Source organism: Paracoccus indicus, assembly GCF_003056335.1.
Classification (GTDB): Bacteria; Pseudomonadota; Alphaproteobacteria; order Rhodobacterales; family Rhodobacteraceae; genus Paracoccus; species Paracoccus indicus.
In genome coordinates this window covers 48,432-74,852 of sequence record NZ_PYWA01000010.1, presented here as the reverse complement: position 1 = coordinate 74,852, position 26,421 = coordinate 48,432, and the positions used below count along the sequence as shown (strand labels likewise).

The 26,421-nt window shown below is 65.5% G+C and carries 27 protein-coding genes; 15 read left to right on the top strand and 12 right to left on the bottom strand.

Annotated features, from left to right (window positions below):
- The first annotated feature begins 36 nt into the window (after positions 1-36).
- Complete coding sequence (locus tag DDE75_RS15335) at positions 37-837, top strand: crotonase/enoyl-CoA hydratase family protein (RefSeq protein ID WP_108503249.1); 801 nt, start codon at positions 37-39, stop codon at positions 835-837.
- A 103-nt stretch (positions 838-940) separates the two neighbouring features.
- Here the strand turns inward: DDE75_RS15335 and DDE75_RS15330 are convergent, their stop codons facing one another.
- From DDE75_RS15330 to dapD, 3 genes are all read right to left on the bottom strand, one after another.
- Entirely contained in the window at positions 941-1,519 is a 579-nt protein-coding gene (locus DDE75_RS15330; RefSeq protein WP_108503248.1) for an exopolysaccharide biosynthesis protein, read from the bottom strand.
- 61 nt (positions 1,520-1,580) lie between these two features.
- Positions 1,581-2,033: a YaiI/YqxD family protein gene (locus DDE75_RS15325; protein ID WP_108503247.1), complete on the bottom strand. Its 453-nt coding sequence runs from the start codon at positions 2,031-2,033 to the stop codon at positions 1,581-1,583.
- Between the two features lie 18 nt (positions 2,034-2,051).
- Positions 2,052-2,876 carry a 2,3,4,5-tetrahydropyridine-2,6-dicarboxylate N-succinyltransferase gene (dapD, locus tag DDE75_RS15320; RefSeq protein ID WP_108503309.1) on the bottom strand — a complete coding sequence of 275 codons (825 nt, stop codon included), beginning with the start codon at positions 2,874-2,876 and terminating at the stop codon, positions 2,052-2,054.
- 104 nt (positions 2,877-2,980) lie between these two features.
- On the opposite strand from dapD, the gene DDE75_RS15315 reads away from it, so the two are divergent.
- The gene (locus DDE75_RS15315; protein ID WP_108503246.1) at positions 2,981-3,814 is read left to right on the top strand and encodes an LOG family protein; all 834 of its coding nucleotides are present in this window, start codon (positions 2,981-2,983) and stop codon (positions 3,812-3,814) included.
- Here DDE75_RS15315 and DDE75_RS15310 read toward each other — a convergent pair.
- On the bottom strand, positions 3,811-4,713 hold the full coding sequence (locus DDE75_RS15310) for a DMT family transporter (RefSeq protein ID WP_162799067.1): 903 nt from the start codon (positions 4,711-4,713) through the stop codon (positions 3,811-3,813). The genes DDE75_RS15315 and DDE75_RS15310 overlap by 4 nt on opposite strands.
- 60 nt (positions 4,714-4,773) lie before the next feature.
- Here DDE75_RS15310 and DDE75_RS15305 point away from each other — a divergent pair, with 60 nt between their 5' ends.
- Positions 4,774-5,265: a MarR family winged helix-turn-helix transcriptional regulator gene (locus tag DDE75_RS15305; protein WP_108503244.1), complete on the top strand. Its 492-nt coding sequence runs from the start codon at positions 4,774-4,776 to the stop codon at positions 5,263-5,265.
- On the opposite strand, the gene rlmN is transcribed toward DDE75_RS15305, so the two are convergent.
- Both rlmN and DDE75_RS15295 read right to left on the bottom strand, forming a co-directional pair.
- Positions 5,266-6,438, bottom strand: a complete 1,173-nt coding sequence (rlmN, locus tag DDE75_RS15300) for a dual-specificity RNA methyltransferase RlmN (protein ID WP_418304192.1) — start codon at positions 6,436-6,438, stop codon at positions 5,266-5,268. It lies immediately after the preceding gene.
- Positions 6,439-6,550: 112 nt separating this feature from the next.
- Positions 6,551-7,072, bottom strand: a complete 522-nt coding sequence (locus DDE75_RS15295; RefSeq protein WP_418304191.1) for an invasion associated locus B family protein — start codon at positions 7,070-7,072, stop codon at positions 6,551-6,553.
- A 153-nt stretch (positions 7,073-7,225) separates the two neighbouring features.
- Here DDE75_RS15295 and DDE75_RS15290 point away from each other — a divergent pair, with 153 nt between their 5' ends.
- Entirely contained in the window at positions 7,226-8,212 is a 987-nt protein-coding gene (locus DDE75_RS15290; protein ID WP_108503242.1) for an asparaginase, read from the top strand.
- A 110-nt stretch (positions 8,213-8,322) separates the two neighbouring features.
- Here DDE75_RS15290 and DDE75_RS15285 read toward each other — a convergent pair whose 3' ends face one another.
- Both DDE75_RS15285 and serB read right to left on the bottom strand, forming a co-directional pair.
- A complete protein-coding gene (locus DDE75_RS15285; protein WP_108503307.1) occupies positions 8,323-9,081 on the bottom strand; it encodes a TSUP family transporter in 759 nt (252 codons plus the stop codon).
- A 63-nt stretch (positions 9,082-9,144) separates the two neighbouring features.
- The gene (gene serB, locus DDE75_RS15280) at positions 9,145-10,023 is read right to left on the bottom strand and encodes a phosphoserine phosphatase SerB (RefSeq protein WP_108503241.1); all 879 of its coding nucleotides are present in this window, start codon (positions 10,021-10,023) and stop codon (positions 9,145-9,147) included.
- Positions 10,024-10,154: 131 nt separating this feature from the next.
- Between serB and DDE75_RS15275 the strand changes: the two genes are divergently transcribed.
- From DDE75_RS15275 to hspQ, 5 genes are all read left to right on the top strand, one after another.
- The gene (locus tag DDE75_RS15275) at positions 10,155-11,300 is read left to right on the top strand and encodes a phosphoserine transaminase (RefSeq protein WP_108503240.1); all 1,146 of its coding nucleotides are present in this window, start codon (positions 10,155-10,157) and stop codon (positions 11,298-11,300) included.
- A gap of 108 nt (positions 11,301-11,408) precedes the next feature.
- Positions 11,409-12,998, top strand: a complete 1,590-nt coding sequence (gene serA, locus DDE75_RS15270) for a phosphoglycerate dehydrogenase (protein ID WP_108503239.1) — start codon at positions 11,409-11,411, stop codon at positions 12,996-12,998.
- Between the two features lie 76 nt (positions 12,999-13,074).
- The gene (locus tag DDE75_RS15265; protein ID WP_108503238.1) at positions 13,075-13,797 is read left to right on the top strand and encodes a metallophosphoesterase; all 723 of its coding nucleotides are present in this window, start codon (positions 13,075-13,077) and stop codon (positions 13,795-13,797) included.
- On the top strand, positions 13,798-14,262 hold the full coding sequence (locus DDE75_RS15260) for a CreA family protein (RefSeq protein ID WP_108503237.1): 465 nt from the start codon (positions 13,798-13,800) through the stop codon (positions 14,260-14,262). It abuts the gene before it with no gap.
- A gap of 108 nt (positions 14,263-14,370) precedes the next feature.
- Positions 14,371-14,703 (top strand): heat shock protein HspQ, encoded by a 333-nt coding sequence (gene hspQ / locus DDE75_RS15255; protein ID WP_108503306.1) that lies wholly within the window; start codon positions 14,371-14,373, stop codon positions 14,701-14,703.
- A 6-nt stretch (positions 14,704-14,709) separates the two neighbouring features.
- On the opposite strand, the gene DDE75_RS15250 is transcribed toward hspQ, so the two are convergent.
- Together DDE75_RS15250 and DDE75_RS15245 are read right to left on the bottom strand one after the other, a co-directional pair.
- Positions 14,710-15,210, bottom strand: a complete 501-nt coding sequence (locus DDE75_RS15250) for an ATP-binding protein (RefSeq protein WP_108503236.1) — start codon at positions 15,208-15,210, stop codon at positions 14,710-14,712.
- Positions 15,207-15,539, bottom strand: coding sequence for an STAS domain-containing protein (locus tag DDE75_RS15245; RefSeq protein ID WP_108503235.1), 333 nt, complete (start codon positions 15,537-15,539; stop codon positions 15,207-15,209). The genes DDE75_RS15250 and DDE75_RS15245 overlap by 4 nt, the downstream gene beginning before the upstream one ends.
- A gap of 83 nt (positions 15,540-15,622) precedes the next feature.
- Between DDE75_RS15245 and DDE75_RS15240 the strand changes: the two genes are divergently transcribed.
- From DDE75_RS15240 to DDE75_RS15225, 4 genes are all read left to right on the top strand, one after another.
- Entirely contained in the window at positions 15,623-16,789 is a 1,167-nt protein-coding gene (locus DDE75_RS15240) for an acetyl-CoA C-acyltransferase (RefSeq protein WP_108503234.1), read from the top strand.
- A 176-nt stretch (positions 16,790-16,965) separates the two neighbouring features.
- Entirely contained in the window at positions 16,966-18,375 is a 1,410-nt protein-coding gene (locus tag DDE75_RS15235; RefSeq protein WP_170310958.1) for a circularly permuted type 2 ATP-grasp protein, read from the top strand.
- A gap of 14 nt (positions 18,376-18,389) precedes the next feature.
- Complete coding sequence (locus tag DDE75_RS15230) at positions 18,390-19,346, top strand: alpha-E domain-containing protein (RefSeq protein WP_108503233.1); 957 nt, start codon at positions 18,390-18,392, stop codon at positions 19,344-19,346.
- Positions 19,347-19,350: 4 nt separating this feature from the next.
- Positions 19,351-20,163: a transglutaminase family protein gene (locus DDE75_RS15225; RefSeq protein ID WP_108503232.1), complete on the top strand. Its 813-nt coding sequence runs from the start codon at positions 19,351-19,353 to the stop codon at positions 20,161-20,163.
- A 37-nt stretch (positions 20,164-20,200) separates the two neighbouring features.
- Here DDE75_RS15225 and DDE75_RS15220 read toward each other — a convergent pair whose 3' ends face one another.
- Positions 20,201-22,174 carry a bifunctional 2',3'-cyclic-nucleotide 2'-phosphodiesterase/3'-nucleotidase gene (locus DDE75_RS15220; RefSeq protein ID WP_108503231.1) on the bottom strand — a complete coding sequence of 658 codons (1,974 nt, stop codon included), beginning with the start codon at positions 22,172-22,174 and terminating at the stop codon, positions 20,201-20,203.
- A 167-nt stretch (positions 22,175-22,341) separates the two neighbouring features.
- Here DDE75_RS15220 and DDE75_RS15215 point away from each other — a divergent pair, with 167 nt between their 5' ends.
- Positions 22,342-23,067: a proteasome-type protease gene (locus DDE75_RS15215; protein WP_108503230.1), complete on the top strand. Its 726-nt coding sequence runs from the start codon at positions 22,342-22,344 to the stop codon at positions 23,065-23,067.
- Between the two features lie 91 nt (positions 23,068-23,158).
- Positions 23,159-25,438 (top strand): NADP-dependent malic enzyme, encoded by a 2,280-nt coding sequence (locus tag DDE75_RS15210; RefSeq protein ID WP_108503304.1) that lies wholly within the window; start codon positions 23,159-23,161, stop codon positions 25,436-25,438.
- Between the two features lie 9 nt (positions 25,439-25,447).
- Here the strand turns inward: DDE75_RS15210 and trhO are convergent, their stop codons facing one another.
- On the bottom strand, positions 25,448-26,323 hold the full coding sequence (gene trhO, locus DDE75_RS15205; RefSeq protein WP_108503229.1) for an oxygen-dependent tRNA uridine(34) hydroxylase TrhO: 876 nt from the start codon (positions 26,321-26,323) through the stop codon (positions 25,448-25,450).
- Positions 26,324-26,421 lie beyond the last annotated feature (98 nt).

Below are 26,421 nucleotides of genomic sequence, written 5' to 3'. Positions count from 1 at the left end.
TCCCCGACATGTCACTTTGAGGGAGGAGACCCGAACATGCGCGGCATCGCGGATCTGAAACTGGAAAACATCCTGCTGGAGGTGGACGACGACCAGATCGCCACCGTCACGCTGAACCGTCCCGCCAAGCGCAATGCGCTGGATGCCGCCACGATCGAGGAGTTGATCGACATCTTCACCACCCTGCCACGCGCAGGGGTGCGGGCGGCGATCCTGCGGTCGAACGGCGATCATTTCAGCGCTGGCCTGGATCTGGTGGAACATCACCGCGAAAACCGCAATGCTAGCGACTTCATGCACCTGTGCCTGCGCTGGCACGAGGCCTTCAACAAGATGGAATACGGCGGAGTGCCGATCATTGCCGTGCTGAAGGGCGCGGTCGTCGGTGGCGGTCTGGAACTGGCCAGCGCGGCGCATATCCGGGTGGCGGGGCCTGGCACCTATTTCGGCCTGCCCGAGGGCCAGCGCGGGCTGTTCACCGGCGGTGGCGCAACGATCCGCGTGGCCGACCTGATCGGCAAGGCGCGGATGATCGACATGATGCTGTCGGGGCGGCTTTATCGTGGGACCGAGGCGGTCGATGTCGGCCTGTGCCAATATCTTGTCGACGACGCCGAGGCGAAGGCATGGGAGATCGCCCGCGCCGCCGCCAAGAACCCGCCCCTGTCGAACTTCGCCATCTGCTCGGCCATCAGCCACATGCAGAACATGAGCGCGCTTGATGCCGCCTATGCCGAATCGGTGGTGGCCGGTGTCGTGAACACCCAGGACGCCGCGCGTGAGCGACTGGAGGCCTTCGCCACGGGATCCGCCGCCAAGATCAAGCCCGCCGACTGAGGGCAGGATCGCCGAGTCGTCGGCCATCGAGGCCGACGCCGCGGCGGCGCATGCGCCGGCCTCGATGGCCGGCTCATGCGCTCCGCTCTCCACCGACGCTGCGTCAGGCGATCAGGCGCGTCGCGGCCCAGCCCACGCCGCCCAATGCCCCCAGCCCCAGCAGCGTGAACAGCCCGTCGCGTGCCAGCATCCCAAAGGCAAAGAGGCAGACGACTACCCCCATCAGCGACGAGGTGAAGGGCACCAGTTCCAGGAACGGCATAGTCAGCCCGCAAAGCAGGCAGATCAACTGCGTCACCCAGAGGAACGGCCGATGAACCAGCAGGCGCAGGCGTTCCTTGGTGATGCGGTCCAAAAACCGTGCGGGTTTCTTCATCCAGTCGGTCGCCTTGCGCACCCGCTGCGTGCGCAGATGCTTGCGCATCAGGAAATCCGGCAGCCAGATGTGATTGCGCTGGATCAGCATCTGCACCGCCACAAGGGCAATCGTCAGACCACAGATCGAAGAAAACAGCGGCACCCCCGACAAGGGCGAGACCACTGCCAGCGCCGGAATCATCATGTTCGGCAGGAAGGACGTCTGGCCAAGCGCCTGAACGATCTGCGCGACGCTGGTTTCCTCTTCATTCGAGGCATGACTGACCCTTTCGACCAGATCGGAAATGCTGATGTGGTCGGTCATGTCGCCTCGGGCTTTCTGGATCGTATCAGCGGTCAACGCGGTCCTTGCCGCAGGGTTTCCCTCAGCCGCGCAGGGCTTTGGTCAGCTCCCGGTCCAGAGCCTGCAGGAAGCGCGCCCTGTCGGCCTTGCCGAAGGACGCCCCACCGCCCTGCATGAAGGGGTTCGATGCCCGCAAATCGGCCATCAGGTCGCGCGTCGCCAGCCGCCCGCCGATATTGGCGATGGTCAGCGGATCGCCGTCGTGGCGCAGCACGCGCGCCCCCGCCTTCAGGCAGCGGTCGGCCAGGGGCAGGTCCGCCGTCACGACGACATCGCCCGGCCCGCAATTCTCGGCGATCCAGATGTCGGCGACATCCGGACCCTCGGGGACGATCTGCAAGGTGACCAGCGGGTTCTGCGACGGGCGCAGCCCACCGTTGCAAACCAGCACCATGGGAACGCGCAGCCTTGTGGCCACGCGTTCCGCCTCGGATTTGACGGGGCAGGCATCGGCGTCGATGTAAAGCGTCGTCATCCCCGCCCCCTTTCGCGATCAATCGCGCAGCAGTTCGTTGACCGAGGTCTTGGCACGGGTCTTGGCGTCCACGCGCTTGACGATCACCGCGCAATAAAGATGCACGCCGTTCTTCGAGGGCATCGAGCCCGACACGACGACCGACCCTGCGGGGACTTCGCCATACATGACTTCGCCCGTCTCGCGGTCGACGATCTTGGTCGATTGGCCGATATAGACGCCCATGCCCAGAACCGCGCCCTCGCGGACGATGCAGCCCTCGACGACCTCCGACCGCGCGCCGATAAAGCAGCCGTCCTCGATGATGGTCGGGCCTGCCTGCAGGGGCTCCAGCACGCCGCCGATGCCGACGCCGCCCGACAGGTGGACGTTCTTGCCGATCTGGGCGCAGCTGCCGACGGTGGCCCAGGTGTCGACCATCGTGCCTTCGCTGACATGGGCGCCCAGGTTCACGAAAGAGGGCATCAGCACCGCGCCCTTGCCGACGAAGGCGCTGCGGCGCACGATGGCGCCCGGAACGGCGCGGAAGCCTGCCTCGCGCCACTGAGCCTCGCCCCAGCCGTGGAATTTCGACGGCACCTTGTCCCACCAGTTGCTGCCCTGCGGGCCGCCCGACATTTCTTCCATGTCGTTCAGGCGGAAGGAGAGCAGCACGGCCTTCTTTGCCCATTGGTTCACATGCCAGTCGTCGCCGCGCTTTTCGGCCACGCGCAATTCGCCGCTGTCCAACTGAGTCAGGGTCTGTTCGACGGCCTCGCGGACGGAACCGGTGGTGCCACTGTTGATCTGGGCGCGGTTTTCCCACGCGGCTTCGATGGCGGTTTCCAGGGCTTGGGTCATGATGGCCTCTCTTGGATCGGGTGTGCGGGTGGAAAACGTCTTGGTCGGGCTATAAGCATCGGGGAAAGCCCGCGCAATCCGCGCGTGGCCCGCAGATGAGGCCATGGATGACCGACACGCCCAAAGACGACCACGTTCACGCCCTTCCCCACAGCGATCAGGACGTGGCGCGGGCAAGGCGCACGCCCGACACGCCCCAGACCCGCGCGCCGTCCTATCGGCTGGCCTTCACCGACACCGACTTCATGCTGCGCGACGAATTGCGCCCCGTCCGCCTGCAGCTGGAGCTTTTGAAGCCGCAGATGATCATGGACGAACATGGCATCGAATCGACCGTGGTGATCTTCGGGGGCGCGCGCATCCCCGCCCCCGACCGCGCCGATCAGGCCCGCACGCCCGAACTGGCGGCGCTGTCGCAATATTACGAACAGGCGCGCGTCTTCGGCCAGAAGATGACCGAACGCAGCCTGGCCAGCGGCGGGCGGAAATACGTCATCTGCACCGGCGGCGGCCCCGGCGTGATGGAGGCGGGCAACCTGGGCGCCGAACAGGCGGGCGGGGAATCGATCGGACTGGGGATCGTGCTGCCGCACGAGCAGGCCCCGAACGCCCATGTGACGCCGGACCTCTGCTTCAACTTCCACTATTTCGCGATCCGCAAGATGCATTTCCTGATGCGTGCCTGCGCGATCACCGTCTTTCCGGGCGGCTTCGGCACGCTGGATGAGTTGTTCGAGACGCTGACCCTGATCCAGACCGGCCGCATGGCCCGCGTCCCCGTCCTGCTGTTCGGCAAGTCCTTCTGGGAGGAGATCATCAACTGGAAGGCCCTGGCCCGCGCCGGCACCATCAGCGATATCGACCTGGACTTGATCCACTATGTCGAGACCGCCGAGGAGGCGATCGCGATCATCGACGGCTGGTCCGCCCCCGCGGGCTAGGCCGCTTCTGGGACGGGGCGGCGGCGCATCAGCATCAGCATGACCCCCGTCCCGACCAAGAGGCCCGCCAGCAGGAAGCCCTGCGGCAGCGGTTCGGCAAAGATCCAAAGCGCGCCGGCCGCCCCGGTCAGGGCAGCGACCGGGCCCAGCAGCGACAGCGTCACCGGCCCGCCAAGGCGCTGAAGCTGGAAGAAGGCGATGTACTGGATGACGAAGACCGCGATATCGACGCCCAGCAGGTGGCGCAGCGTCCCCTGATTCCAAAGCGCGGCAGGCGATCCATCCAGCAGCGCCGCCAGCGGCACGCAGGCAAGCCCGCCCATCAGCAACGTCAGCCCAGACAGCGTCAGCGGGCGCGCGCCTTTCGGCCAATAGCGGCTGCGGAAGATATTGCCGCCCGCGATCACCACCGGCATCGCCGTTGCCGCCAGCAGCCACAGCGTCGCATCCGAAGGCAGCTGCGACAGCTTGGACGTCGCGATGATCAGGCCGCCCACCAGCCCAAGCCCAACGGCCAGCGCACGGCGGGGGTCGCGGGATTCAAGCCCGATCAGCCGGGCCATCGCCCATGTCAGCAGGATCGGAAAGGCGAAAGTCATCGAGATATAGCCCGCCCCCACATGCGACACCGCCAGATAGCCAAGCGCCGTCGGCCCCGCCAGCAGCGCCCCCGCCCCAAGGGCGAAGACCAGCATCGGCCGCATGTCCTGTCCCTGCCCCAACAGCTGCGCCAGCACCAGCTGCGCCATACCGCTGCCCGCCAGCACCGCGCCCAGGAACCAGATCATCGGCGCACCGGCATCGGATGCCATCCGCGATATCAGGATGGTGACCGCCAGCGCGGCCCCCGCCGTCACCAGGCACCCCAGCATCACGATGCGCGCTTGCAGGTCGGTCATTGATCTACCTCGTCCTTCGGGACTAATGTCTTGATGGAAACTATCTTGATGGAAAGACATATGCCCGAAAAGGATCGCGCTGCCAAGGCCGCGGCATCATGGCGCTGCGAACGTCCCGATCTGGATGTCGAGGCGATGGAGATCATCGGCCGCCTGAACGAGGTCTCGGCCCTGATCATGCGCGACCATCTGCAACCGGGCTTCGACCGATTCGGGCTGCAGGCGGGGGAATTCGACGTGCTGGCGACGCTGCGCCGCGCGGGTGCGCCTCATACCCTGACGCCCACGGCGCTTTACGAGGCGACGATGCTCAGTTCGGGGGGCATGACGGCGCGGCTGGACCGGCTGCAGGCGCGGGGGCTGATCAGCCGCCAGCCCAATCCCGAGGACCGGCGTGGCACGCTGGTGGCGCTGACGGATGCGGGGCTGGAGCTGATCGACGCCGCCATCGGACCCCATGCGGAAAACGAGACGCGGCTGCTGTCGACGCTGAGCGCGGACGACCGCGCGCAGCTGAACCATCTGCTGGCCCTGCTGCGCGCGGTGCTGTGATCAGCCTGCAGCCTCGGCTACGATCTGGGCGCGGGTCTTGCGGCCACGCTCGGTCGCGGATTTCAACTGGCCGCAGGCGGCCATGATGTCCTCGCCGCGCGGGGTACGGATCGGGCTGGCATAACCGGCATTGTGGACGATGTCGGCGAAGGCGTGGATGCGGTTGTTGCTGGACCGCTTGTAGGGCGCACCGGGCCATTCGTTGAACGGGATCAGGTTGATCTTGGCCGGAATGCCCTCGATCAGCTTGACCAGCCGGTGCGCATCCTCGTCGCTGTCGTTCACGCCCGCCAGCATCACGTATTCGAAGGTGATGCGTTCGCTGTTGGTCAGGCGCGGGTATTCGCGCAGGGCGCTCAGCAGGGTCTCGATGTTCCAGCGCTTGTTGATGGGCACCAGCTTGTCGCGGACCTCATCGGTGGTGGCATGGAAGCTGACGGCCAGCAGGCAGCCGATTTCCCGCGCGGTGCGGGCGATTTCCGGCACGACGCCGCTGGTCGACAGGGTGATGCGGCGGCGCGACAGGGACAGGCCCTCGTTGTCCATGACGATCTTCATCGCGTCGCGGACATTCTCGAAGTTGTAAAGCGGCTCGCCCATGCCCATCAGGACCATGTTGCTGACAAGGCGGGTCTCATCCTTGGGGGCGCCTTGCACCGGCCATTCGCCCAGATCGTCGCGAGCCAGCATCAGCTGGCCGACGATTTCGCCGGGCGTCAGGTTTCGAACCAGCTTCTGCGTGCCGGTGTGGCAGAAGGAACAGGTCAGCGTGCAGCCGACCTGGCTGCTGACACAGAGCGTGCCGCGGCCTTCCTCGGGGATATAGACCACCTCGACCTCATGGCCGCCGGCGATGCGGACAAGGTATTTGCGGGTGCCGTCGTTGCTGACCTGACGGGACACGATCTCGGGCAGGGTGATCTCGAACTTGTCGGCCAGAAGCTGGCGATAGTCCTTGGAGAGGTTCGTCATCTGCGCGAAATCGCGCACGCCCCAGTAATAGACCCACTGCCAGACCTGCCCCACACGCATCTTGGCCTGGCGTTCCGGCGTGCCTGCGGCGACCAGGGCGTCATGCAACTGGTCACGGGTCAGACCGACGATGTTCGTGCGGCCCGATTCGGGCAGCTTGCGGGGGATGGTCAGAACATCCTGCGTGATCGGGGCGGACATGACGATACCTGAGTTTGGGTGAAACGACGCAGATATGCCAAACGGGGCCGGAAATCAACCAGCCCCGCCCATTCGTGAAATGCGTTTGGGGGCAGGCCCCCGGTGCCGTCGATTACTTGCAGCGCTCGCGGGCGGTGTTCGTCGCGGCGGTGATGCCCGACAGGCTGAAGGTGTCCTTGGTGGTCGTGCCACGCGACGAACGGCCGGTCACGACGGCGGTGGATCCGGCGCGCAGGGCGCTGATCACGGCCTGATCGTCCGAGGGGCTGCCCGTCCAGGCGCTTTCGCCTTCGGTGAACAGGTTGAACTTGCGTCCGCCGACATCGACCTCGACCGTCGAATCGGGGGCGAAGGGATATCCGCCGGTGAAGGACAGCTCTCCGTCCTGGCCGGGGCGATAGGCGACATAGAGGCGGATGTCGCCGCGCTGAACCTCGGTCGGCTGGCCGTCCTTGGTGTTGATCGTGGACTTGGGCGGGGACACGGCCCAGCATTCGCGGGGGTTGTCGGCGGCAAAGACCGTCCAGTCACCCTCGGTCGCCACGACGTTGTTCGATTCCTGAGCCATCGCCGAACCAAGTCCGCCGATCAGGACAAGACTTGCGCCGATGCCGCGCAGCGTAGTTTTCATCATGCTCTGGCCTCCTGACATTCATTTCGCCACTTCGATCGGCGTTGTTCCCGATTGCTGTGGTCTTTTCAACCGTCTCTGGTCAGGATAGCGAAAATCGCGGCCCCCGAAAGGGTGCACGAGGCAAATCGCGCAATTGTCAGGGAGAATTTGCGAATGCGGTCAGCAGACATGATCGAACTGTGGCGCGGCGGCCTGAGGGAAAGCCTGCACCGCGGCCACGCCGTCATCTGCGACACCCACGGCCTGGTCGAGGCCTGGGGCCAGCCGACCCGCACCATCTTTCCGCGATCGTCCTGCAAGATGATCCAGGCGCTGCCCCTGGTGGAAAGCGGCGCGGCCGATGCGGCGGGGCTGACCGACCGCCAGCTGGCCCTGGCCTGCGCAAGCCATTCGGGTGCTGCGATGCATGTCGATGCCGTGCGCGACTGGACCCGCGCGCTGGACCTGTCGGAAAGCGACCTGCGCTGCGGCACCCATATGCCCCGCGATCCTGACGAAAACCGGCGGCTGACCTGTTCGGACGAAAGCCCCTGCCAGTTTCACAACAACTGCTCGGGCAAGCACGCGGGGTTCCTCACGCTGAACCGGCATCTTGGCGGCGGCGCGGACTATGTCGACCCCGACCACCCGGTCCAGCAGGCCGTGAAGGATGCCTTCGAGGATGTGACCGGCGAGACCAGCCCCGGATACGGCATCGACGGATGCTCGGCCCCGAACTGGGCCTGCTCGCTTGAAGGACTGGCCCGCGCGATGGCGCGCTTTGCCAATCCCGGCGACGACACCCGCGGTCGCGCCATGCGCCGCCTGACCGATGCGATGCGCCACCACCCCGACATGGTCGCCGGTGCGGGCCGGTCCTGCACCCTGCTGATGGAGGCGATGGACAACAAGGTCACCGTCAAGACCGGCGCCGAGGGCGTCTTCGTCGCCATCCTGCCCGAACAGGGCCTGGGCGTCGCGTTGAAGATCACCGATGGCGCCACCCGCGCCAGCGAGGCCGCGATCACCGCGCTGTTGATCCACCTGGGCGTTCTGGATGCGAAACATCCCGTCGCGGGCAAGCTGCTGAACAGCCCCATCGTGAACTGCCGCGGTATCGTCACGGGCGAGATGCGGACCGCCGCCGCCTTCCCGAACTGATTCTGTCACGAAAACGACGCAGAAACATGGTCTGATGACGGGGCAAGTCCCCCTTGCCTGTTCCCGCTCAATCCCCGGCGCCCTCTTGGCAGAGGGGGCGCCGTTTCCCTTCACAGCATCTGCCAGATCAGCCGCAGCGCCAGAATGGTCGAGGTTGCCACAAGCAGCGGCTTGATCAGCCGCGATCCGATCCGCGTCGCCAGCCGCGCCCCAAGCGCCGCCCCCGCGATCTGCGCCAGACCCATGCAGATACCCAAGCCCCACAGTGGATTGCCCACCAGTGAAAATGCCGCCAGCCCGCCCAGGTTCGAGGCGAAGTTCAGCATCTTGGTATGCGCCGTGGCCTTCAGGACGCCGTAACCCGCCAGCGTCACGAAACCGATCATGTAGAAGGCCCCCGCCCCCGGCCCGATCAGCCCGTCGTAGAAGCCGATCAGCGGCACGATGGTCGCGGCAAAGACCAGCGGCGTCAGGCGGCGGGTGCGGTCCAGGTCGTTCAGCCCCGGCTTCAGCGCGAAGAACAGCGCGATGGCGATCAGCACCACCGGCAGGATCAGCCGCAGCCCGTCGGTCGGCAGCCAAGTCACCAGCCCCGCCCCGGCAGCCCCTGCCACCCCCGCCAGCAAGGCCGAGCGCCACTGGCTGCGCAGATCGACCAGCCCCCTGGCGGCATAGCTGACGGCGGCGGTCGCGGCGCCGAAGACGCCCTGCACCTTGTTCGTGGCCAGCGCCTGCGCGGGCGGGATGCCCGCCAGCATCAGGACGGGGACGGTGATCAGCCCGCCTCCGCCCGCGATGGCATCGACGAAACCGGCCGCGAAGGCCGCGCCGATCAGAAGGATCAGCAGATCAAGGCTTTGGTCCAGCATCATGCACCACGCTTGCGGGACGGGCGATCAAGGCGCGCGCGTCGAATGTCGGTCGAGGTCGGCTCAGGCGGTGACGAAGTCGGCCTGCGCATAGCCCTGCAGATACAGCAACGCCGTCAGATCGCCGTGGTTGATCCGGATCTGCGCCTGAGCGGCCACGGCGGGCTTGGCGTGCAGCGCGACGCCCGATCCGGCCATCTGGATCATGCCCAGATCGTTCGCCCCGTCGCCCACCGCCATCACGTCCTGCGCCGTCAGGCCGAATCGGTCGATTATACGCTGAAGCGCCTCGACCTTGGCCTCGCGGCCCAGAACGGGCAGGGCGACATGGCCGGTCAGCACACCGCCATCGGCCAAAAGGACGTTGGCGCGGTGTTCGTCGAAGCCAAGCTGCTCGGCCACCGCCGTGGTGAAGGCCGTGAACCCGCCCGAGACCAGCGCCGCATGCGCCCCATGCGCGCGCATTGTGGCGACAAGTTCCCGCCCGCCCGAGGCCAGCGTGATGCGGCTTTCCAGCACCTGTTGGATGACGCCCTCATCCAGCCCCGCCAGCAGCGAGACGCGCTCGATCAGCGCCTCGTGGAAGTCCAACTCGCCGTTCATGGCGCGGGCGGTGATCTCGGCCACGCGGGGGCCGACGCCTGCGAAATCGGCCAGCTCGTCGATGCATTCCTGGTCGATCATGGTCGAATCCATGTCCGCCAGCAGAACCTTCTTGCGGCGGCCCTCGACGGGCTGGACGACCATGTCGATGCCGATGGCTTGCAGGTCCGACCAGATCTGATCGATGTCGGCGGGCGTGTCGGGGATGTCGAATTCGGCGGCGATGCCCGGGGCCAGCCAGCGCGGTTCGGACCCGTTCCACCTTGCGGAAATTCCCTGCGGCAGATCGCCGTCCAGGTTGGCGGCGGCAGGGGCGGCAATCAGCGAGACGGTGAACATGGCGCTTCCTTCGTTGGGCTGATCCGGGGTGTAGATCAAAGATTTTCCTTGCGCCAGAGAGCGACGCCCACTAAGTCCGACGGCGGGACACCCTTCCCCAACGAAGGGCTTTTAGCTGGAAGGCTAGTCACATGACCGAACTGAAGACCCCGGCAACGCGGCCGGCAAACCCGCGCTTTTCTTCGGGCCCCTGCGCCAAGATCCCCCAATACAATCTGGACATGCTTGCCGACGCGCCCTTGGGCCGTTCGCATCGCGCCGCCATCGGCAAGTCGAAACTGGCCGAGGCCATCGACCTGACCCGCGAGGTCCTGAACGTTCCCGCCGACTACCGCATTGGCATCGTCCCCGGTTCCGACACCGGCGCGGTCGAGATGGCGATGTGGACCATGCTGGGCGCCCGCCCCGTGGAAATGCTGGCCTGGGAAAGCTTCGGCGAAGGCTGGGTCACGGATGCCGTGAAACAGCTGAAGCTGGACGCCACCGTCCGCAAGGCCGATTATGGCCATATCGTCGATTTCGCCGAGGTGGATTTCGACAGCGACGTCGTCTTCACCTGGAACGGCACCACCAGCGGCGTGCGCGTCCCCAACGGTGATGCGATCCCCGCCGACCGTCAGGGCCTGACCATCTGCGATGCCACCAGCGCCGCATTCGCGATGGATCTGCCCTGGGACAAGCTGGATGTCGTGACCTTCAGCTGGCAGAAGGTGCTGGGCGGCGAAGGCGCACACGGGATGCTGATCCTGTCGCCCCGCGCGGTCGAGCGTCTGGAAAGCTTCACCCCCGACCGTCCCCTGCCCAAAATCTTCCGCCTGACCAAGGGCGGCAAGCTGATCGAGGGCATCTTCAAGGGCGAGACGATCAACACGCCCTCGATGCTGGCGGTCGAGGATTACCTGGTCGCGCTGAAATGGGCGCAATCGCTTGGCGGCGTGTCGGGCCTGATCGCCCGCGCCGATGCCAATGCCAAGGCCGTTCGCGACTTCATCGCCGACAAGGACTGGATCGCGGATCTTGCCGCCGATCCCGCGACCGCATCGACGACCAGCGTCTGCCTGAAGTTCACCGATCCTGCCATCAAGGACGGTGCCGCTTTTGCGAAGGCCGTGGCCAAGCGGTTGGACAAGGAAAACGTGGCACTGGACGCCGGTGCCTATCGCGATGCGCCCGCCGGTCTGCGGATCTGGTGCGGATCGACGGTGGAAGCCAGCGACGTGGAAGCCCTGATGCCCTGGGTCGAATGGGCCTATCGGGCCGAGCTGGCCGCGCAATAAGCCGGACCGTCCGGGGGCCAGCCCCCGGGCCCCCGGGGTATTTTTCCAACCAAGAAGCAGGATGTCAGCGTGGCCAAGCCCGGACGTCCCCAGACAAGGATAGTTTACATGCCCAAGGTTCTCGTTTCCGACAAGCTTTCCGAAACCGCCGTCCAGATCTTCCGCGATCGCGGTGTCGAGGTCGACTACATGCCCGATCTGGGCAAGGACAAGGAAAAGCTGGCCGAGGTGATCGGTCAGTATGACGGTCTGGCCATCCGTTCGGCCACCAAGGTGACCGACAAGCTGCTGGAGGCCGCGACCAATCTGAAGGTCATCGGCCGCGCCGGCATCGGGGTCGACAACGTCGACATCCCCGCCGCCAGCAAGAAAGGCGTGATCGTCATGAACACCCCCTTCGGCAACAGCGTCACCACCGCCGAGCACGCCATCGCCATGATGTTCGCCGTCGCACGCCAGCTGCCCGAAGCCAGCGTCAGCACCCATGCCGGCAAGTGGGAAAAGAACCGCTTCATGGGTGTCGAGCTGTTCAACAAGACGCTTGGCGTGATCGGTGCGGGCAACATCGGCTCGATCGTGATCGACCGTGCGCTTGGGCTGCACATGAAGGTCGTGGCCTATGACCCCTTCCTGTCCGAGGAGCGCGCCAAGGAGCTGGGCGTCACCAAGGTCGATCTGGACGAGCTGCTGGCCCGCGCCGATTTCATCACCTTCCACGTGCCGCTGACCGACAAGACCCGCAACATCCTGTCGCGCGACGCGATCGCCAAGCTGAAGCCGAATGTCCGCATCATCAACTGCGCCCGCGGCGGCCTGGTTGATGAAGAGGCGCTGGCCGAGGCCTTGAAGGAAGGCCGCGTCGCCGGTGCCGCCTTCGACGTCTTCGCGGTCGAGCCTGCCACCGAAAGCCCGCTGTTCAACCTGCCGAACGTCGTCGTGACCCCGCACCTGGGTGCCGCAACGACCGAAGCACAGGAAAACGTGGCCCTGCAGGTCGCGGAACAGATGTCGGATTACCTGCTGACCGGTGCCGTCGAGAACGCGCTGAACATGCCTTCGGTCACGGCCGAGGAAGCCGCGGTCATGGGTCCCTGGATCAAGCTGGCCTCGCATCTGGGCGCCTTCGTCGGCCAGATGACGGATGAGCCGATCAAGGCGATCAACGTGCTTTACGACGGCTCGGTCTCGACCATGAACCTGAACGCGCTGAACGCCGCGGTGATCGCGGGCGTGATGAAGGCCACGAACCCGGATGTGAACATGGTCTCGGCCCCCGTTATGGCCAAGGATCGTGGCGTGCAGGTCTCGACCACGCGTCAGGACAAGGCCGGCGCCTATGAAGGCTATATCAAGCTGACCTGCGTGACCGACACGCGCGAACGGTCCATCGCGGGCACGGTCTTCAGCGACGGCAAGCCGCGCTTCATCCAGATCCGCGGCATCAATGTCGACGCCGAGGTGGGCGAGCACATGCTCTATACCCGCAACAAGGACGTTCCGGGCGTCATCGGCCAGCTGGGCATGACCCTGGGCGATCTGGGCGTGAACATCGCGAACTTCACGCTTGGCCGCTCGGCCAACGACAAGGACGCCATCGCGATCCTGTACCTGGACGAGGCCATCAGCGCCGAGGCCTTGGCCACGTTGCAGAACACCGGCAAGTTCCTGCAGGCTCGCGGCCTGAAATTCGAGGTTTGACCTGACCGCCGCGCGCCCTTACCCAAGGGCGCGCGGCATCCCTGCCTTGCCGCCCGCCACGGACAAGGATGACAGGATGCGAGTTTACGCAATCGGCGATATCCACGGACAGCTTGACCTGCTGAAGGCCGCGCATCAGCGGATCTTCGATGATGGCGGCACGGATGCCACCATCGCCCATGTCGGCGATCTGATCGACCGTGGCCCGGATTCGGCGGGCGTGGTGGACTACCTGATGCAGGGGCGCAATGCGGGTCGGCCTTGGGTCGTGACACGCGGCAACCACGACCGCTTTTTGCCGAATTTCCTGAACGATCCCGATTGGACCGACAAGGGCATGTCGACGGGCGCGCATTGGGTCGATCATCCGGGGCTGGGGGCGGCGGCGACGCTGGCCTCCTATGGCATCGATCCCGACCAGCCGCGCGAGGCTTTGCTGCGTGACGCCCGCCGCGCCGTGCCCGCCACCCATGCGCGGTTTCTGGCAACGCTGCCCTTGTGGTATCTTCATCCGCGCGCGCTGGTCGTCCATGCGGGCGTGCGCCCGGGGGTCGATCTGCAGGCGCAGGACGAACATGATCTGGTCTGGATCCGCAAGGGTTTCCTTGAAAGCGAGGCGGATCACGGCCCTCTGGTCGTTCACGGCCATACCGCGCTGGATCGCCCGATGCTGCATCGCAACCGGCTGAACATCGACAGCGGTGCCGCCTATGGCCGCGAACTAACTGCTGTCGTGATCGAGGCGGACGGCGTGCATGTGCTGACAGAAACGGGCCGTGTGCCCATGCAGGTGGAATAGATGATACGCAAGATGACAGCCGCGATGGCCCTGGCCGCCCTTCCCCTGGCCGCCATGGCCGAGGAGGTCGCCCGCGTGGGCGTCGATTGGGTCGGCAACGACGTCATCGTCGAGGCGATCCACGATCCCAAGGTGTCGGGCGTGACCTGCCATCTGGCCTATTTCAGCCGCTCGGTTCTTGACCGCCTCAGCCAGGGGAACTGGTTCGAGGATCCCTCGAACAGTGCCATCCAGTGCACGCGCACCGGCCCCATCGACCTGTCGCAGATCGACACGGGCGATGATGGCGAAAAGGTCTTCAGCGAAGGGCGCTCGCTGATCTTCAAATCGTTGCGGGTGCGCCGGATCTATGATGCGGAAAACCGGGTGCTGATCTATCTGGCGCACAGCGCCGAACTGTCGGAAGGCTCGGCCAAGATGTCGCTGGCGACGGTGCCGCTGATGGAAGGCGACAAAGCCCCGTGACCGCGGGAATGTCTTGCAACCGTCATCTGGTGGACAGAATCGGCGCGGCCAGCTAGAAGGCGCGCTGTCTTCCAAGGATATCGGATACTGACGATGGATGCCCCGACGATGCCCGTTGCAAGCCGCTGCGCGAAATACAGCCTGGGCCAGGTGGTCAAGCATCGCAATCGCCCCTTCCGCGGAGTGATCTTCGATGTCGATCCGGAATTCGCCAATACCGACGAATGGTACGAATCCATCCCCGAGGATGCGCGTCCCGAGAAGGACCAGCCGTTCTATCATCTCTTCGCGGAAACCGAGGCGACCTATTACGTCGCCTATGTCTCCGAGGGGAACCTGGAACCCGACGCCTCGGGCGAACCCCTGGACCACCCCGAGGTCGACGAGATGTTCGGCGAATTCGAGGATGGCCGCTATCAGCTGGCGACCCACGTCAACTGAGCGCGCTCAGACCTTGCCTTCGGTTTCGAAGGGGATGTTGAAGGCCAGGTAGTTGCGGCTTTCCCGCCGGTAATAGCTGAGCGCCTGCGTCAGGTCCTGGATCAGGAACCAGCCGAAGCCGCCCTCGGGCAGATCCTCGGGGATGGCGGGCGGCAGGCTGCGCGGCAGGACGCAATCGTCGGGCAGCGAGACGCCGTCGTCGGTCAGCGCGCAGGCCAGCCCCGACTTGTGGCGCACCACGCACAGATGGATCACCGGCACACGCGCTTCGTTCCGCCTGCCTGCGGCGGGTGCATGTTCGGCGACATTGTTCATCAGTTCGGCCAGGACCAGTTCCAGGCGCCCCAGGGTGTCTTCCCCGACATCGGCGGCGAAGCGGCGGCGCATGTCGGTCAGCGTGTCCCGCACGGTCAGCGGCTGCGCGTTCAGCACCCTGTGGAACATCGGCTGCTTGCAGGCATCGGTGAAGCCCACCGAAACGGCTTGTCGTGTTTCGCCTGCCGTCATTCGCGCGCCTCCTTATGAATGGCCTCGGGGCGGATATCGAAGACGCTGTCCATCCGGGTCAGCCGGAAAACGCGTTCGACATTCGGCGTCATGGCGCAAAGCACCATCTTCAGGTTGGCAGGCAGGCTCTTGCGGACGGCGATCATCGCGCCGAGGCCCGAGCTGTCCATGAAATCCACCGCCGTCATGTCCAGATGCACGGGCTTGCGGTTCTTCATCACGATCTCGCGCAGCTTGTCCTTGAAGGGCGTGGCGATGGCCGCGTCGATCCGAGCCTCGGTCACCTTGATCTGCAGATGGGTTTCGGCGTCTTCGACGATGAACTTCATGGGGCGGCCTTCCTTGGGTTGTCCCAAGCTGACTAGACGCAAAAGGTTACGATCCGGTAAGCGTGGACCAAGGGAGGGACATCATGAACGACACAGAGGTCTATGTGCTGGGGGCCGCGCGCACGCCGATGGGCGGGTTGCAGGGGGCATTCGCGGGCGTCACGGCGCCGCAACTGGGGGGCACGGCCATTGCCGCCGCGCTGAGCCGGGCGGGGGTCGCACCGGATGCACCGCAGGCGCTTTACATGGGATGCGTGCTGCCGGCGGGTCTGGGACAGGCCCCGGCACGGCAGGCGGGCTTTGCCGCGGGGATGCCCGAATCGGTACCCGCGACCACGCTGAACAAAATGTGCGGATCGGGAATGCAGGCGGCGATGATGGCCTGCGACGCCATCCGCGCCGGCAGCGCCGATCTGGTCGTGGCCGGCGGGATGGAGAGCATGACGAACGCCCCCTACCTGCTGCCCAGGATGCGCGGCGGCGCACGGCTTGGCCACGGGCAGGTCATCGACCACATGTTCCTGGACGGGCTGGAAGATGCCTATGACAAGGGCCGCCTGATGGGCACCTTCGCCGAAGATTGCGCATCCGAATTCGCCTTCACGCGTCAGGCGCAGGACGACTTCGCCCTGGCCAGCCTGACCCGCGCCACGGCCGCTATCGACAGCGGCGCTTTCCGGGCCGAGATCGCGCCCGTCACCGTTGCCGGACGCGGCGGCGACACCATCGTCGATACCGACGAACAGCCCGGAAACGCGCGCCCCGACAAGATCCCGCATCTGAAGCCCGCCTTCCGCAAGGACGGCACGGTGACGGCCGCCAACAGCAGCTCGATCTCGGACGGAGCGGCGGCGCTGGTGCTGGGCACACGGGCCGATGGCGCGATCGCCCGCATCCTGGGACACGCCAGCCACGCCCATGCGCCGGGTCAATTCCCCACCGCCCCCGTCCCCGCCGCCGAAAAGCTGCTGGCGAAGATCGGTTGGACCAAGGACGACGTCGATCTGTGGGAGGTGAACGAGGCCTTTGCCGTCGTGCCCATGGCCTTCATGGCACGCATGGGGCTGTCCCATGACAAGGTCAACGTGAACGGCGGGGCCTGCGCGCTTGGGCATCCCATCGGCGCCTCTGGGGCACGCATCATCGTGACCCTGATCCATGCCCTTCAGGCCCGCGGGTTGAAACGCGGCGTGGCCGCCATCTGCATCGGCGGCGGCGAGGGAACGGCGATCGCCGTCGAGCTGGTCTAGACTGCACTTAAAAGCGGCAGAGCGGTGTCGCTCTGCCCGTTTCCACCTCGGGGAAAGGCCGTCATTGCGGAACCAACGGGCATTCGGCGCGGTTCGAATATAGACTTGGCCTGAAGCTTCGGGATCAGATGGTCCCACACGACCCAGAGGAACACGCGTCAGGCAGTGGGGGAATCATGAGTTATTACAACGAAATGTTCGAGGGCGATCAGGTTCGCGACCCCTATGCGCGCCTGCGCGAATGGGTCGAGACCATGCCCGACGACTTCCGCCAGATGAAGCAGGCCGAGGCCGAGGCGCTGTTCCGACGCATCGGCATCACCTTCGCCGTCTATGGCGAGGGCGGCGATCCCGACCGCCTGATCCCCTTCGACATGATGCCCCGCGTCTTTGAACAGGCCGAATGGCGCAAGCTGGAACGCGGCATCAAGCAGCGCGCCCGTGCCCTGAACGCCTTCCTGCGCGACGTCTATGGCCGGGGCGAGATCGTCCGCGCCGGCCGCATTCCCGCCCGCCTCGTCTATCAGAACGACGCCTATGAGAAATCGGTGGTGGGGATCGTCCCGCCGCGCGGCGTCTATTCCCACATCATCGGCATCGACCTTGTCCGCACGGCCAAGGACGAGTTCTACGTCTTGGAAGACAACTGCCGTACGCCATCCGGGGTCAGCTATATGCTGGAAAACCGGGAAATCATGATGCGCATGTTTCCGCAGCTTTTCCGCACCAACCGGATCGAGCCGGTGGACCAATACCCCGACCTCTTGCGCCGCACGCTGGAATCGGTGGCGCCCGCCAAGTGCAACGACCGCCCCACCTGCGTGATCCTGACGCCGGGCCATTACAACAGCGCCTATTACGAACACAGCTTCCTTGCCAACCTGATGGGCGTCGAGCTGGTCGAGGGGCAGGATCTGTTCGTCGATGGCGACTTCGTCTACATGCGCACGACAACCGGCCCGCGCCGCGTCGACGTCATCTATCGCCGCATCGACGACCCATATCTGGACCCGCTGTGCTTCCGCCCCGACAGCATGCTGGGCATCCCCGGCCTGATGAACGTCTATCGCGCGGGCGGGGTGTCGATCTGTTCGGCCCCCGGCGCGGGCGTGGCTGACGACAAGGCCATCTATACCTTCGTGCCGGAAATGGTCCGCTTCTATCTGGGCGAGGAACCCATCCTGAACAACGTCCAGACCTGGACGCTGTGGAAGGACAACGACTACAAATACGTCATGGAGAACCTTGGTGACCTGGTCGTGAAGGAGGTGCATGGTTCGGGCGGCTACGGCATGCTGGTCGGCCCGAAATCCACCAAGGAAGAGATCGAGACCTTCCGCGCCAAGATCCAGGCCAATCCGTCGAACTATATCGCCCAGCCCACGCTGGCGCTGTCCACCTGCCCGACCTTCGTCGATGAGGGCATCGCCCCCCGTCACGTCGACCTGCGCCCCTATTGCCTGTGCGGCGACCGGATCGAGCTGGTGCCGGGCGGCTTGACGCGCGTGGCGCTGCGCGACGGCAGCCTTGTCGTGAACTCGTCTCAGGGTGGCGGCGTCAAGGACACCTGGGTGCTGTCGGAATGAGGGGACGTAACACGATGCTCAGCCGTACCGCCGCCAACCTGTTCTGGATGGGTCGCCACCTGGAACGCGCCGAAACCGCCGCCCGTCTGCTGGACGTGGGTCAGCGTATCACGCTTCTGCCGAATACCGACGCGGGGTATCAGAACGAATGGCGATCGCTTCTGCAGGCCTCGGGCACCTCGGACATGTTCACCGCCAAATACGGCGAGATCAGTCAGGAAAACATCGAGGAATTCATCTTCTTCGACCGCGACAACCCGTCGTCCGTCGTCAATTGCATCGAGAAGGCGCGCGAGGCGGGCCGCATCGTCCGCACCGCCCTGACCAGCCAGGTCTGGGACGCGCTGAACGTCACCTATCAGGAATTGCGCAAGATCGAGAATACCCCACGCAGCAGGCTGGGCACGGCCTCGCTGACGGATTTCACCACGGGCCATACCTCGACCGTGCGGGGCGCGATCAATGCGACCCAGCTGCGCAACGACGGCTGGCATTTCATGAACCTGGGCTATGGGCTGGAACGGGCCGATGCCACCGCCCGCCTGCTGGACGTCAAGTATTTCGTCCTGCTGCCACGGATTGAATTCGTCGGCTCGGGGCTGGACACCTATCAATGGCAGGTGATCCTGCGGTCGCTTTCCGCTCATCGCGCCTATCACTGGGCCTATGGCGGCGACATCACCGCGGGTCAGGTGGCCGATTTCCTGATCCTGAACGGCGAAAGCCCGCGGTCGCTGATCACCTCGCTCTATGAGGTCGTCTGGCACCTGGAGGGGCTGGCCCGGCGCTATGGCGACGCGGTCGACAGCAATGCCCGCGACAAGGCACGCGAGGTTCTGGAACAGCTGCAGGGCCGCGACATCGACATGATCTTCGACGAAGGTCTGCACGAATTCCTCAGCTGGTTCATCCGCGAACTGGGGACCATCTCGAACCTGGTGCACCAGGATTACCTGTTGGGGGGCGCGTAAGGCCATGAAACTGCGCATTTCGCATGAGACGACCTATCGCTATGGCCGCCCGATCCGGAACCTGGTGCAAAGCCTGCGCCTGACGCCCTCGATCTTCGAGGGGCAGAAGATCCACGAATGGCAGATCGACGTGACGGACGGCATTCGCGGGCCGGGCTTTCGCGACGGGGCGGGCGACTGGATCGAGGGCTGGACCGTGCGCGGCCCCGTCGATCAGGTGACCATCAGCATCGAGGGTCGCATCGACACCCGCGATCTGGCCGGCGTCCTGCGCGGCCACCGCGAGATGATCCACCCGATGGCCTACCTGCGCGACACCACTGCTACCAGGCCCGACGACGCCCTGCGCGATCTGGCGGCATCGGTGCAGGGCAGCACCGACGACAGCCTCGATCTGGCGCATCGCCTGTCATCGACGGTTACCGACAAGATCGCCTTCAAGCCGGGCGTGACCGGCCATGCCACCACCGCCGCCGAGGCGCTGGCACTGGGCGAAGGCGTCTGTCAGGACCATACCCATGCGCTGCTGACGCTGGCGCGTATCCGCAACCTGCCGGCGCGCTATGTTTCGGGGTATCTGCATTCGACCATCGACGGGCAGGCCCATGACGCCGCCCATGCCTGGGCCGAGATCCATGTGCAGGGATTGGGCTGGGTCGGCTTCGACGCCGCCAACAAATGCTGCCCCGACGAACGCTATGTCCGGCTTGGGTCCGGGCTGGATGCATCCGACGCCGCCCCCATCCGCGGCGTGGCCATGGGCAGCGGCGCCGAGGAACTGGCCGTCGCCGTCCGGGTCGAGGAACTGGCACAGTGACCTGTCCGGGGGCATTGCGCCCCCGGATCTCACGCGGTCACAAGGTGATGCGATAGAGGGCGAAGCCCTCCTCCCCCTCGCCCGCAGCGGCGATGTCCAGCGTGGTGATATCAGTAACGTAATCCGCCGCCCCCGGTCCGGTCTGGAACAGCACCGTTGCCCCGTCCAAGGGCGCGAACGACCAGTTGCCATCCGCCTGCGGGTCGATGGTCCCCTGTTCGACGATATAACGCACGATGATGTCGCGGTTGGTGTCAGGTCCCTCGAAGACGACGGTCGAGCCATCCGCACCCGGGAATGATCCCCCGCCCGAGGCACGATAGTTGTTCGTCGCCACGATGAATTCGGCTGCCTTGTCCAGCGGCTTGCCCTGCCACATCAGATTGACGATCCGGTTCGCGCCTGCGTCGGCCACGGCCCCTTCGCTGTCGAAACGCGCGGGCTGGGACAGGTCGATTCGATAGCTGACCCCGTCGATCACGTCGAAGTTGTAGCTGGGGAAATCCGGGTTGATCAGCTGCTGATCCGCCTGTCCCGGCGTGATCCGGTTGAAGGCCCCGGCGCTGCGCTCCAGCCAGTCCTTGACCTGCTGGCCGGTGATGCGGACCGCGCGGATGGTGTTGGGATACAGATACAGATCGGCCACATTCTTGATGGCGATATCGCCCGCCGGAACGTCGGTATAGTAATCCGGCCCCCCGCGTCCGCCCGCCTTGAAGGGCGCCGCCGCCGAGAGGATCGGCAGCCCCTCGTGTTCGGTCCCCGCCATCATTTGCTGGATATACCACGACTGTGCGTTCGACACGATCTGCACCGAGGGATCATCCGCCACCATCGCGAAATAGCTGTAGAGCGGTGCGCTGGTCTGTCCCACCGGACGGCGGATGTAATCCAGCGTTTCCTGATGCTCGGCCTTGGTCGCATCCTCGACGGCGGCGACGCTTTCGACCAGCGGCGTGACATTGCGATCCTCGTCGCGTTCATAGATGGGGCGCGCCTCGGACTGATGGCTGGCGATGACCCAACGGTCGCCCTGACGTTCCATCAGCAGATCGACCAGACCCATGTGCGAGCCCCAGAAGCCGCCCATGACCGCCGGCTTGCCGTTGATGGTGCCCGCCGCCACATCCACGCCCTCGACACCGTCGAAATCGGGGCCGGGGAAGACCAGGTGCTGGTGGCCGGTCAGGACCACGTCGATCCCCTGAACGCCCGCCAGCGGGACCGAGGCGTTCTCCATCCCCTGAACCGCCTGCGCATCGCCGATGCCGGAATGGGACAGGGCCACGACCAGCTCGGCCCCCTGTTCCAGCAGCTTGGGCACCCAGGCCTCGGCGGCCTCGACGATGTCGCGGGTGGTGACCTTGCCCTCCAGATGCGCACGGTCCCATTGCATGATCTGCGGCGGGACAAAGCCGATGACGCCGATGCGGAGTGGATGCTGTTCGCCCGCCCCGTCGGTCAGCTGATGGTCGATGATCGCATAGGGCGGCACCAGCGTCTGATCCAGGTCGGGCGTGGCCCCGCGTTCCGTCACCACATTGGCGCAGACCACCGGATAGCCCGCCCCCGCCAGCGTGTTCTTCAGGAAATCGAGGCCATAGTTGAATTCATGGTTCCCCAGGGTGCCTGCCGCGACGCCAACCTCGTTCAGGGCCGTCACGATCGGGTGCATCTGCCCCTCGGCCATGCCGCGCTCATAGGCGAGGTAATCGCCCATCGGGTTGCCCTGCAGGAAATCGCCGTTGTCGAAGAGGATCGAGTTCGTGGCCTGCGACCGGATGTCCTGAACCAGCGCCGCCGTCCGGGCCAGACCTGCCGTATCGACCGGCTTGTCGGCATAGTAATCATAGGGCCAGACATGCACATGCAGGTCCGTCGTCTCCATGATGCGCAGATGCGCCTGCCCCGCCTCGGCGCGGGCCGAGAAGGGATGCAGCGCCACCAGCGTCAGACCGGCCACCCCCGAGGTCAGAAAGCCGCGGCGGGTCAGGGCAAGGGGATTGGGCATGTCGAAGGCTCCGAATATCGTGATGTCCCGAAGTTGCACGATGTGAAAGCCTGTTGCCAAGAACTGTCTTGCGAAAGGCGACGTCGCGCCTGTCCGACAGAACAGATTGCCCTGCCTGCGGCAGAACCCTAGTCTGCGCGCTGGAATACGAAGGGAAACGACTGCCGATGACCTATTGCGTCGGACTGAAACTGGATGCCGGGCTGGTGCTCTTGTCGGACACCCGCACCAATGCGGGGCTGGACAACATATCCTGCTATCGCAAGATGTTCTTCTTCGAGAACCCGGGCGAACGCATCATCACCATCATGACGGCCGGATCGCTGTCGGTCACCCAGACCACCATCGCCCGCCTGGAAGAGGCGATCGAGGATGAGCTGGCCGATGAGACCACCTCGATCCTGAAGGCGCCGACGATGCTGCGCGTTGCCACGATCATCGGTGACACCCTGTCGCGCACCCGCCGCGAGATCGCCGAGCAGTGCCGTGATCTGAAGCAGCAGGCATCCGCCAGCATGATCGTCGCAGGCCAGCGGCAGGGCGGCGACATGCGCATGTTCCTGATCTATCCCGAGGGCAACTTCATCGAGGCGACCGAGGACACCCCCTTCCTGCAGATCGGTGAACACAAATACGGCAAGCCGATCCTGGACCGCGTGGTCACGCCGCAGACCGACCTGCAGGACGCCCAGAAGGCCGTGCTGCTGTCGATGGATTCGACGCTGCGGTCCAACCTGTCGGTGGGCATGCCGCTGGATCTGGCGGTCATCGCGCGCGACCATTGCGGCATCACCCTGCGCCGCCGGATCGAGGATGGCGACGCCGATTTCATGCAGATGAGCGCCGCCTGGTCCAACGCCCTGCGCGACAGTTTCGGCAAGGTCACGATCTGATCCGCTGTTAGCGCAACCCCCTTGGGGTTGCGCGTTGATGCCCCCGGAACCGCGCGTTAAGCATGTCGGACAGATGCTTTGGGGGACCACCATGACCGAGAAGACCACGCGCAGCACCCGGATCACCCCCGAAGAGGCGCTGGCCTATCACTTGGAACCGCGGCCGGGGAAATACGACATCGTCGCATCGACCCCCATGACCACGCAGCGCGACCTGTCGCTGGCCTATTCGCCCGGCGTCGCAGTGCCGGTGCAGGCCATCGCCGACCGCCCCGAGACGGCCTACGATTACACCACAAAGGGCAATATGGTCGCCGTCATCTCGAACGGAACGGCGATCCTGGGGATGGGCAATCTGGGGGCGCTGGCCTCGAAGCCGGTGATGGAGGGCAAGGCGGTCCTGTTCAAGCGCTTCGCCGACGTCAACGCCATCGACCTGGAGCTGGACACCGAAGACGCCGACGAATTCATCAATGCCGTCAAGCTGATGGGGCCGACCTTCGGTGGCATCAACCTTGAAGACATCAAGGCGCCCGAATGCTTCATCATCGAGCAGCGCCTGAAGGAACTGATGGACATTCCGGTCTTTCACGACGACCAGCATGGCACCGCCGTCATCTGCGCCGCCGGTCTGATCAACGCGCTGGAACTGTCGGGAAAGAAGATCGAGGATGTGCGCATCGTCCTGAACGGCGCGGGGGCTGCGGGCATCGCCTGCCTTGAGCTGCTGAAATCCATGGGTGCGCGGCATGACAACTGCATCATGTGCGACACCAAGGGCGTGATCTGGCAGGGCCGGACCGAGGGCATGAACCAGTGGAAATCGGCCCATGCGGTCGTCACCGACGCCCGCACGCTGGAGGAGGCGATGAAGGGCGCCGACGTCTTCCTGGGCGTCAGCGCCAAGGGGGCCGTGACGCAGGACATGGTCGCCGCGATGGCCGACAATCCGGTGATCTTCGCCATGGCCAACCCCGACCCCGAGATCACCCCCGAAGACGCCCATGCCGTCCGCCCCGATGCCATCGTGGCCACCGGGCGCAGCGATTATCCGAACCAGGTGAACAACGTCCTGGGCTTCCCCTATCTGTTCCGTGGTGCGCTGGACATCCACGCCCGCGCCATCAACGACGAGATGAAGATCGCCTGCGCCCGCGCCCTGGCCGAACTGGCACGCGAGGATGTCCCCGACGAGGTCGCCGTCGCCTATGGCCGCAAGCTGCAGTTCGGGCGCGACTACATTATCCCGACACCCTTCGATCCGCGCCTGATCCATGTCATCCCGCCCGCCGTCGCCCGCGCAGGTATGGACACCGGTGTCGCCCGCCGTCCGATTATCGACATGGAGGGCTATGTCCAGACGCTGAAGAACCGGATGGACCCGACCGCCTCGATCCTGCAGGGCATCCATGCCCGCGCCCGGTCCAAGCAGGCCCGGATGATCTTTGCCGAGGGCGACGATCCCCGCGTGCTGCGCGCTGCCGTCGCATGGCAGCGCGGCGGCATGGGCCAGTCGCTCGTCGTCGGCCGCGAAGCCGAGGTCAAATCCGAACTGGAGACCCTCGGCATGGGCGACGCCTTCCGCGAGATCACCGTGGTGAACGCCGGCAACACCCGCCACCTGGAGAGCTATCACGATTTCCTCTACCAGCGCCTGCAACGGAAGGGCGTCGACCGCGAGGACGCCTACAAGCTGGCCAACCGCGACCGCCACATTTTTGCCGCCCTGATGCTGGCGCATGGCCATGGCGACGGGCTGGTGACGGGCGCGACCCGCAAGAACGCGCCGGTGCTGGCGCAGATCGGCCATGTCTTCGACGTGCGCCCGCAGGATGGGGCCGTGGGGATCACCGCCGTGCTGCATCGGGGCCGCATCGTGCTGATCGGGGACACGCTGGTCCATGAATGGCCCGAGGCCGAGGATCTGGCCGATATCGCCAGCCGTGGAGCATCCGTGGCGCGAGGCTTGGGGCTGGACCCGCGCGTGGCCTTCCTGTCGTTTTCGAACTTCGGCTATCCGGTCAGCGAACGCGCGATCAAGATGGCCGATGCGGCCCGCGTGCTGGATGCCCGCGGCGTCGATTTCGAATACGAGGGCGAGATGACCGTGGACGTGGCCCTGAACCCCGAGGCCGCCGCCCGTTATCCGTTCAGCCGCCTGACCGCGCCCGCCAACGTGCTGGTGGTGCCCGCGCGACATTCGGCGTCGATCTCGGTCAAGCTGCTGCAGGAAATGGCGGGGGCGACGGTCATCGGCCCGATCCTGACGGGCGTCCCGAAGCCCATCCAGATCTGTTCGACGAACTCGACCGTCAGCGACATCCTGAACATGGCGGCCATCGCCGCGGGGGGCGTCGGCGCGGCAGGCTGAGGGCGCCCCTCAGCCGTTCCGGTCGAACTGACGCTGGCGTTCGCGAAAGCGCTCGCGATCGGCCTCGGTATATTCGTCGACGCAGCGATGGCAGCAGGCGCCTTCCTCGTATTCGGGGCGCTGGCGGTCCTCGGGGGACAGGGGGCGGCGGCAGGCGTGGCACAGCAGGTGCTGCCCCTGCTGCAACCCGTGCCCCAAGCTGACGCGCTGATCGAAGACGAAGCATTCGCCTTGCCACAGGCTGTCGTCCTGCGGGACCTCTTCCAGATATTTCAGGATGCCGCCCTTCAGGTGAAAGACGTCCTTGACGCCCTGCGACATCAGGTAGTTTGTCGATTTCTCGCAGCGGATGCCGCCGGTGCAGAACATCGCGATCCGCTTGTTGTGGAAGCGATGGGCGTTCTCCTCCCACCAGGCCGGAAAATCGCGGAAGCTGGCGGTGCCCGGATCGACCGCGCCTTGGAAGGTGCCGATCTGCACCTCGTATTCGTTGCGGGTATCGATGACCGCCACATCGGGGGCGCTGATCAGCTCGTTCCAGTCCCGCGCGTCGACATAGCTGCCGACAGCCGCCGTCGGATCCACGTCCGGCTGGCCCATGGTCACGATCTCGGACTTGAGGCGCACCTTCATGCGGGCGAAGGGCGGGGTCGCGGCCGTGCTTTCCTTGCATTCCAGCCCGCCGAAGCCCGGCCAGCCGCGGATATGCGCCAGCACCGCATCGATCCCCTCGCGCGGGCCTGCGATGGTGCCGTTGATGCCTTCGCGCGCCAGCAGCAGCGTGCCGCACAGCCCCTGCGCGCGGCACAGATCCAGCAGCGGTTCCTGCCGAAGGGCGGGGTCGGGCAGCTTGGCGAAATGATAGAGGGCGGCAACGATCAGCATGGGCGTGATTTAGACAGCGGCGCGGGTCGGGGCAAGGGTTCGCGATGCATCGGGGGTTGACGCTGGCGGCATGGCTTCGGCTTACTGCGCACCCAAGG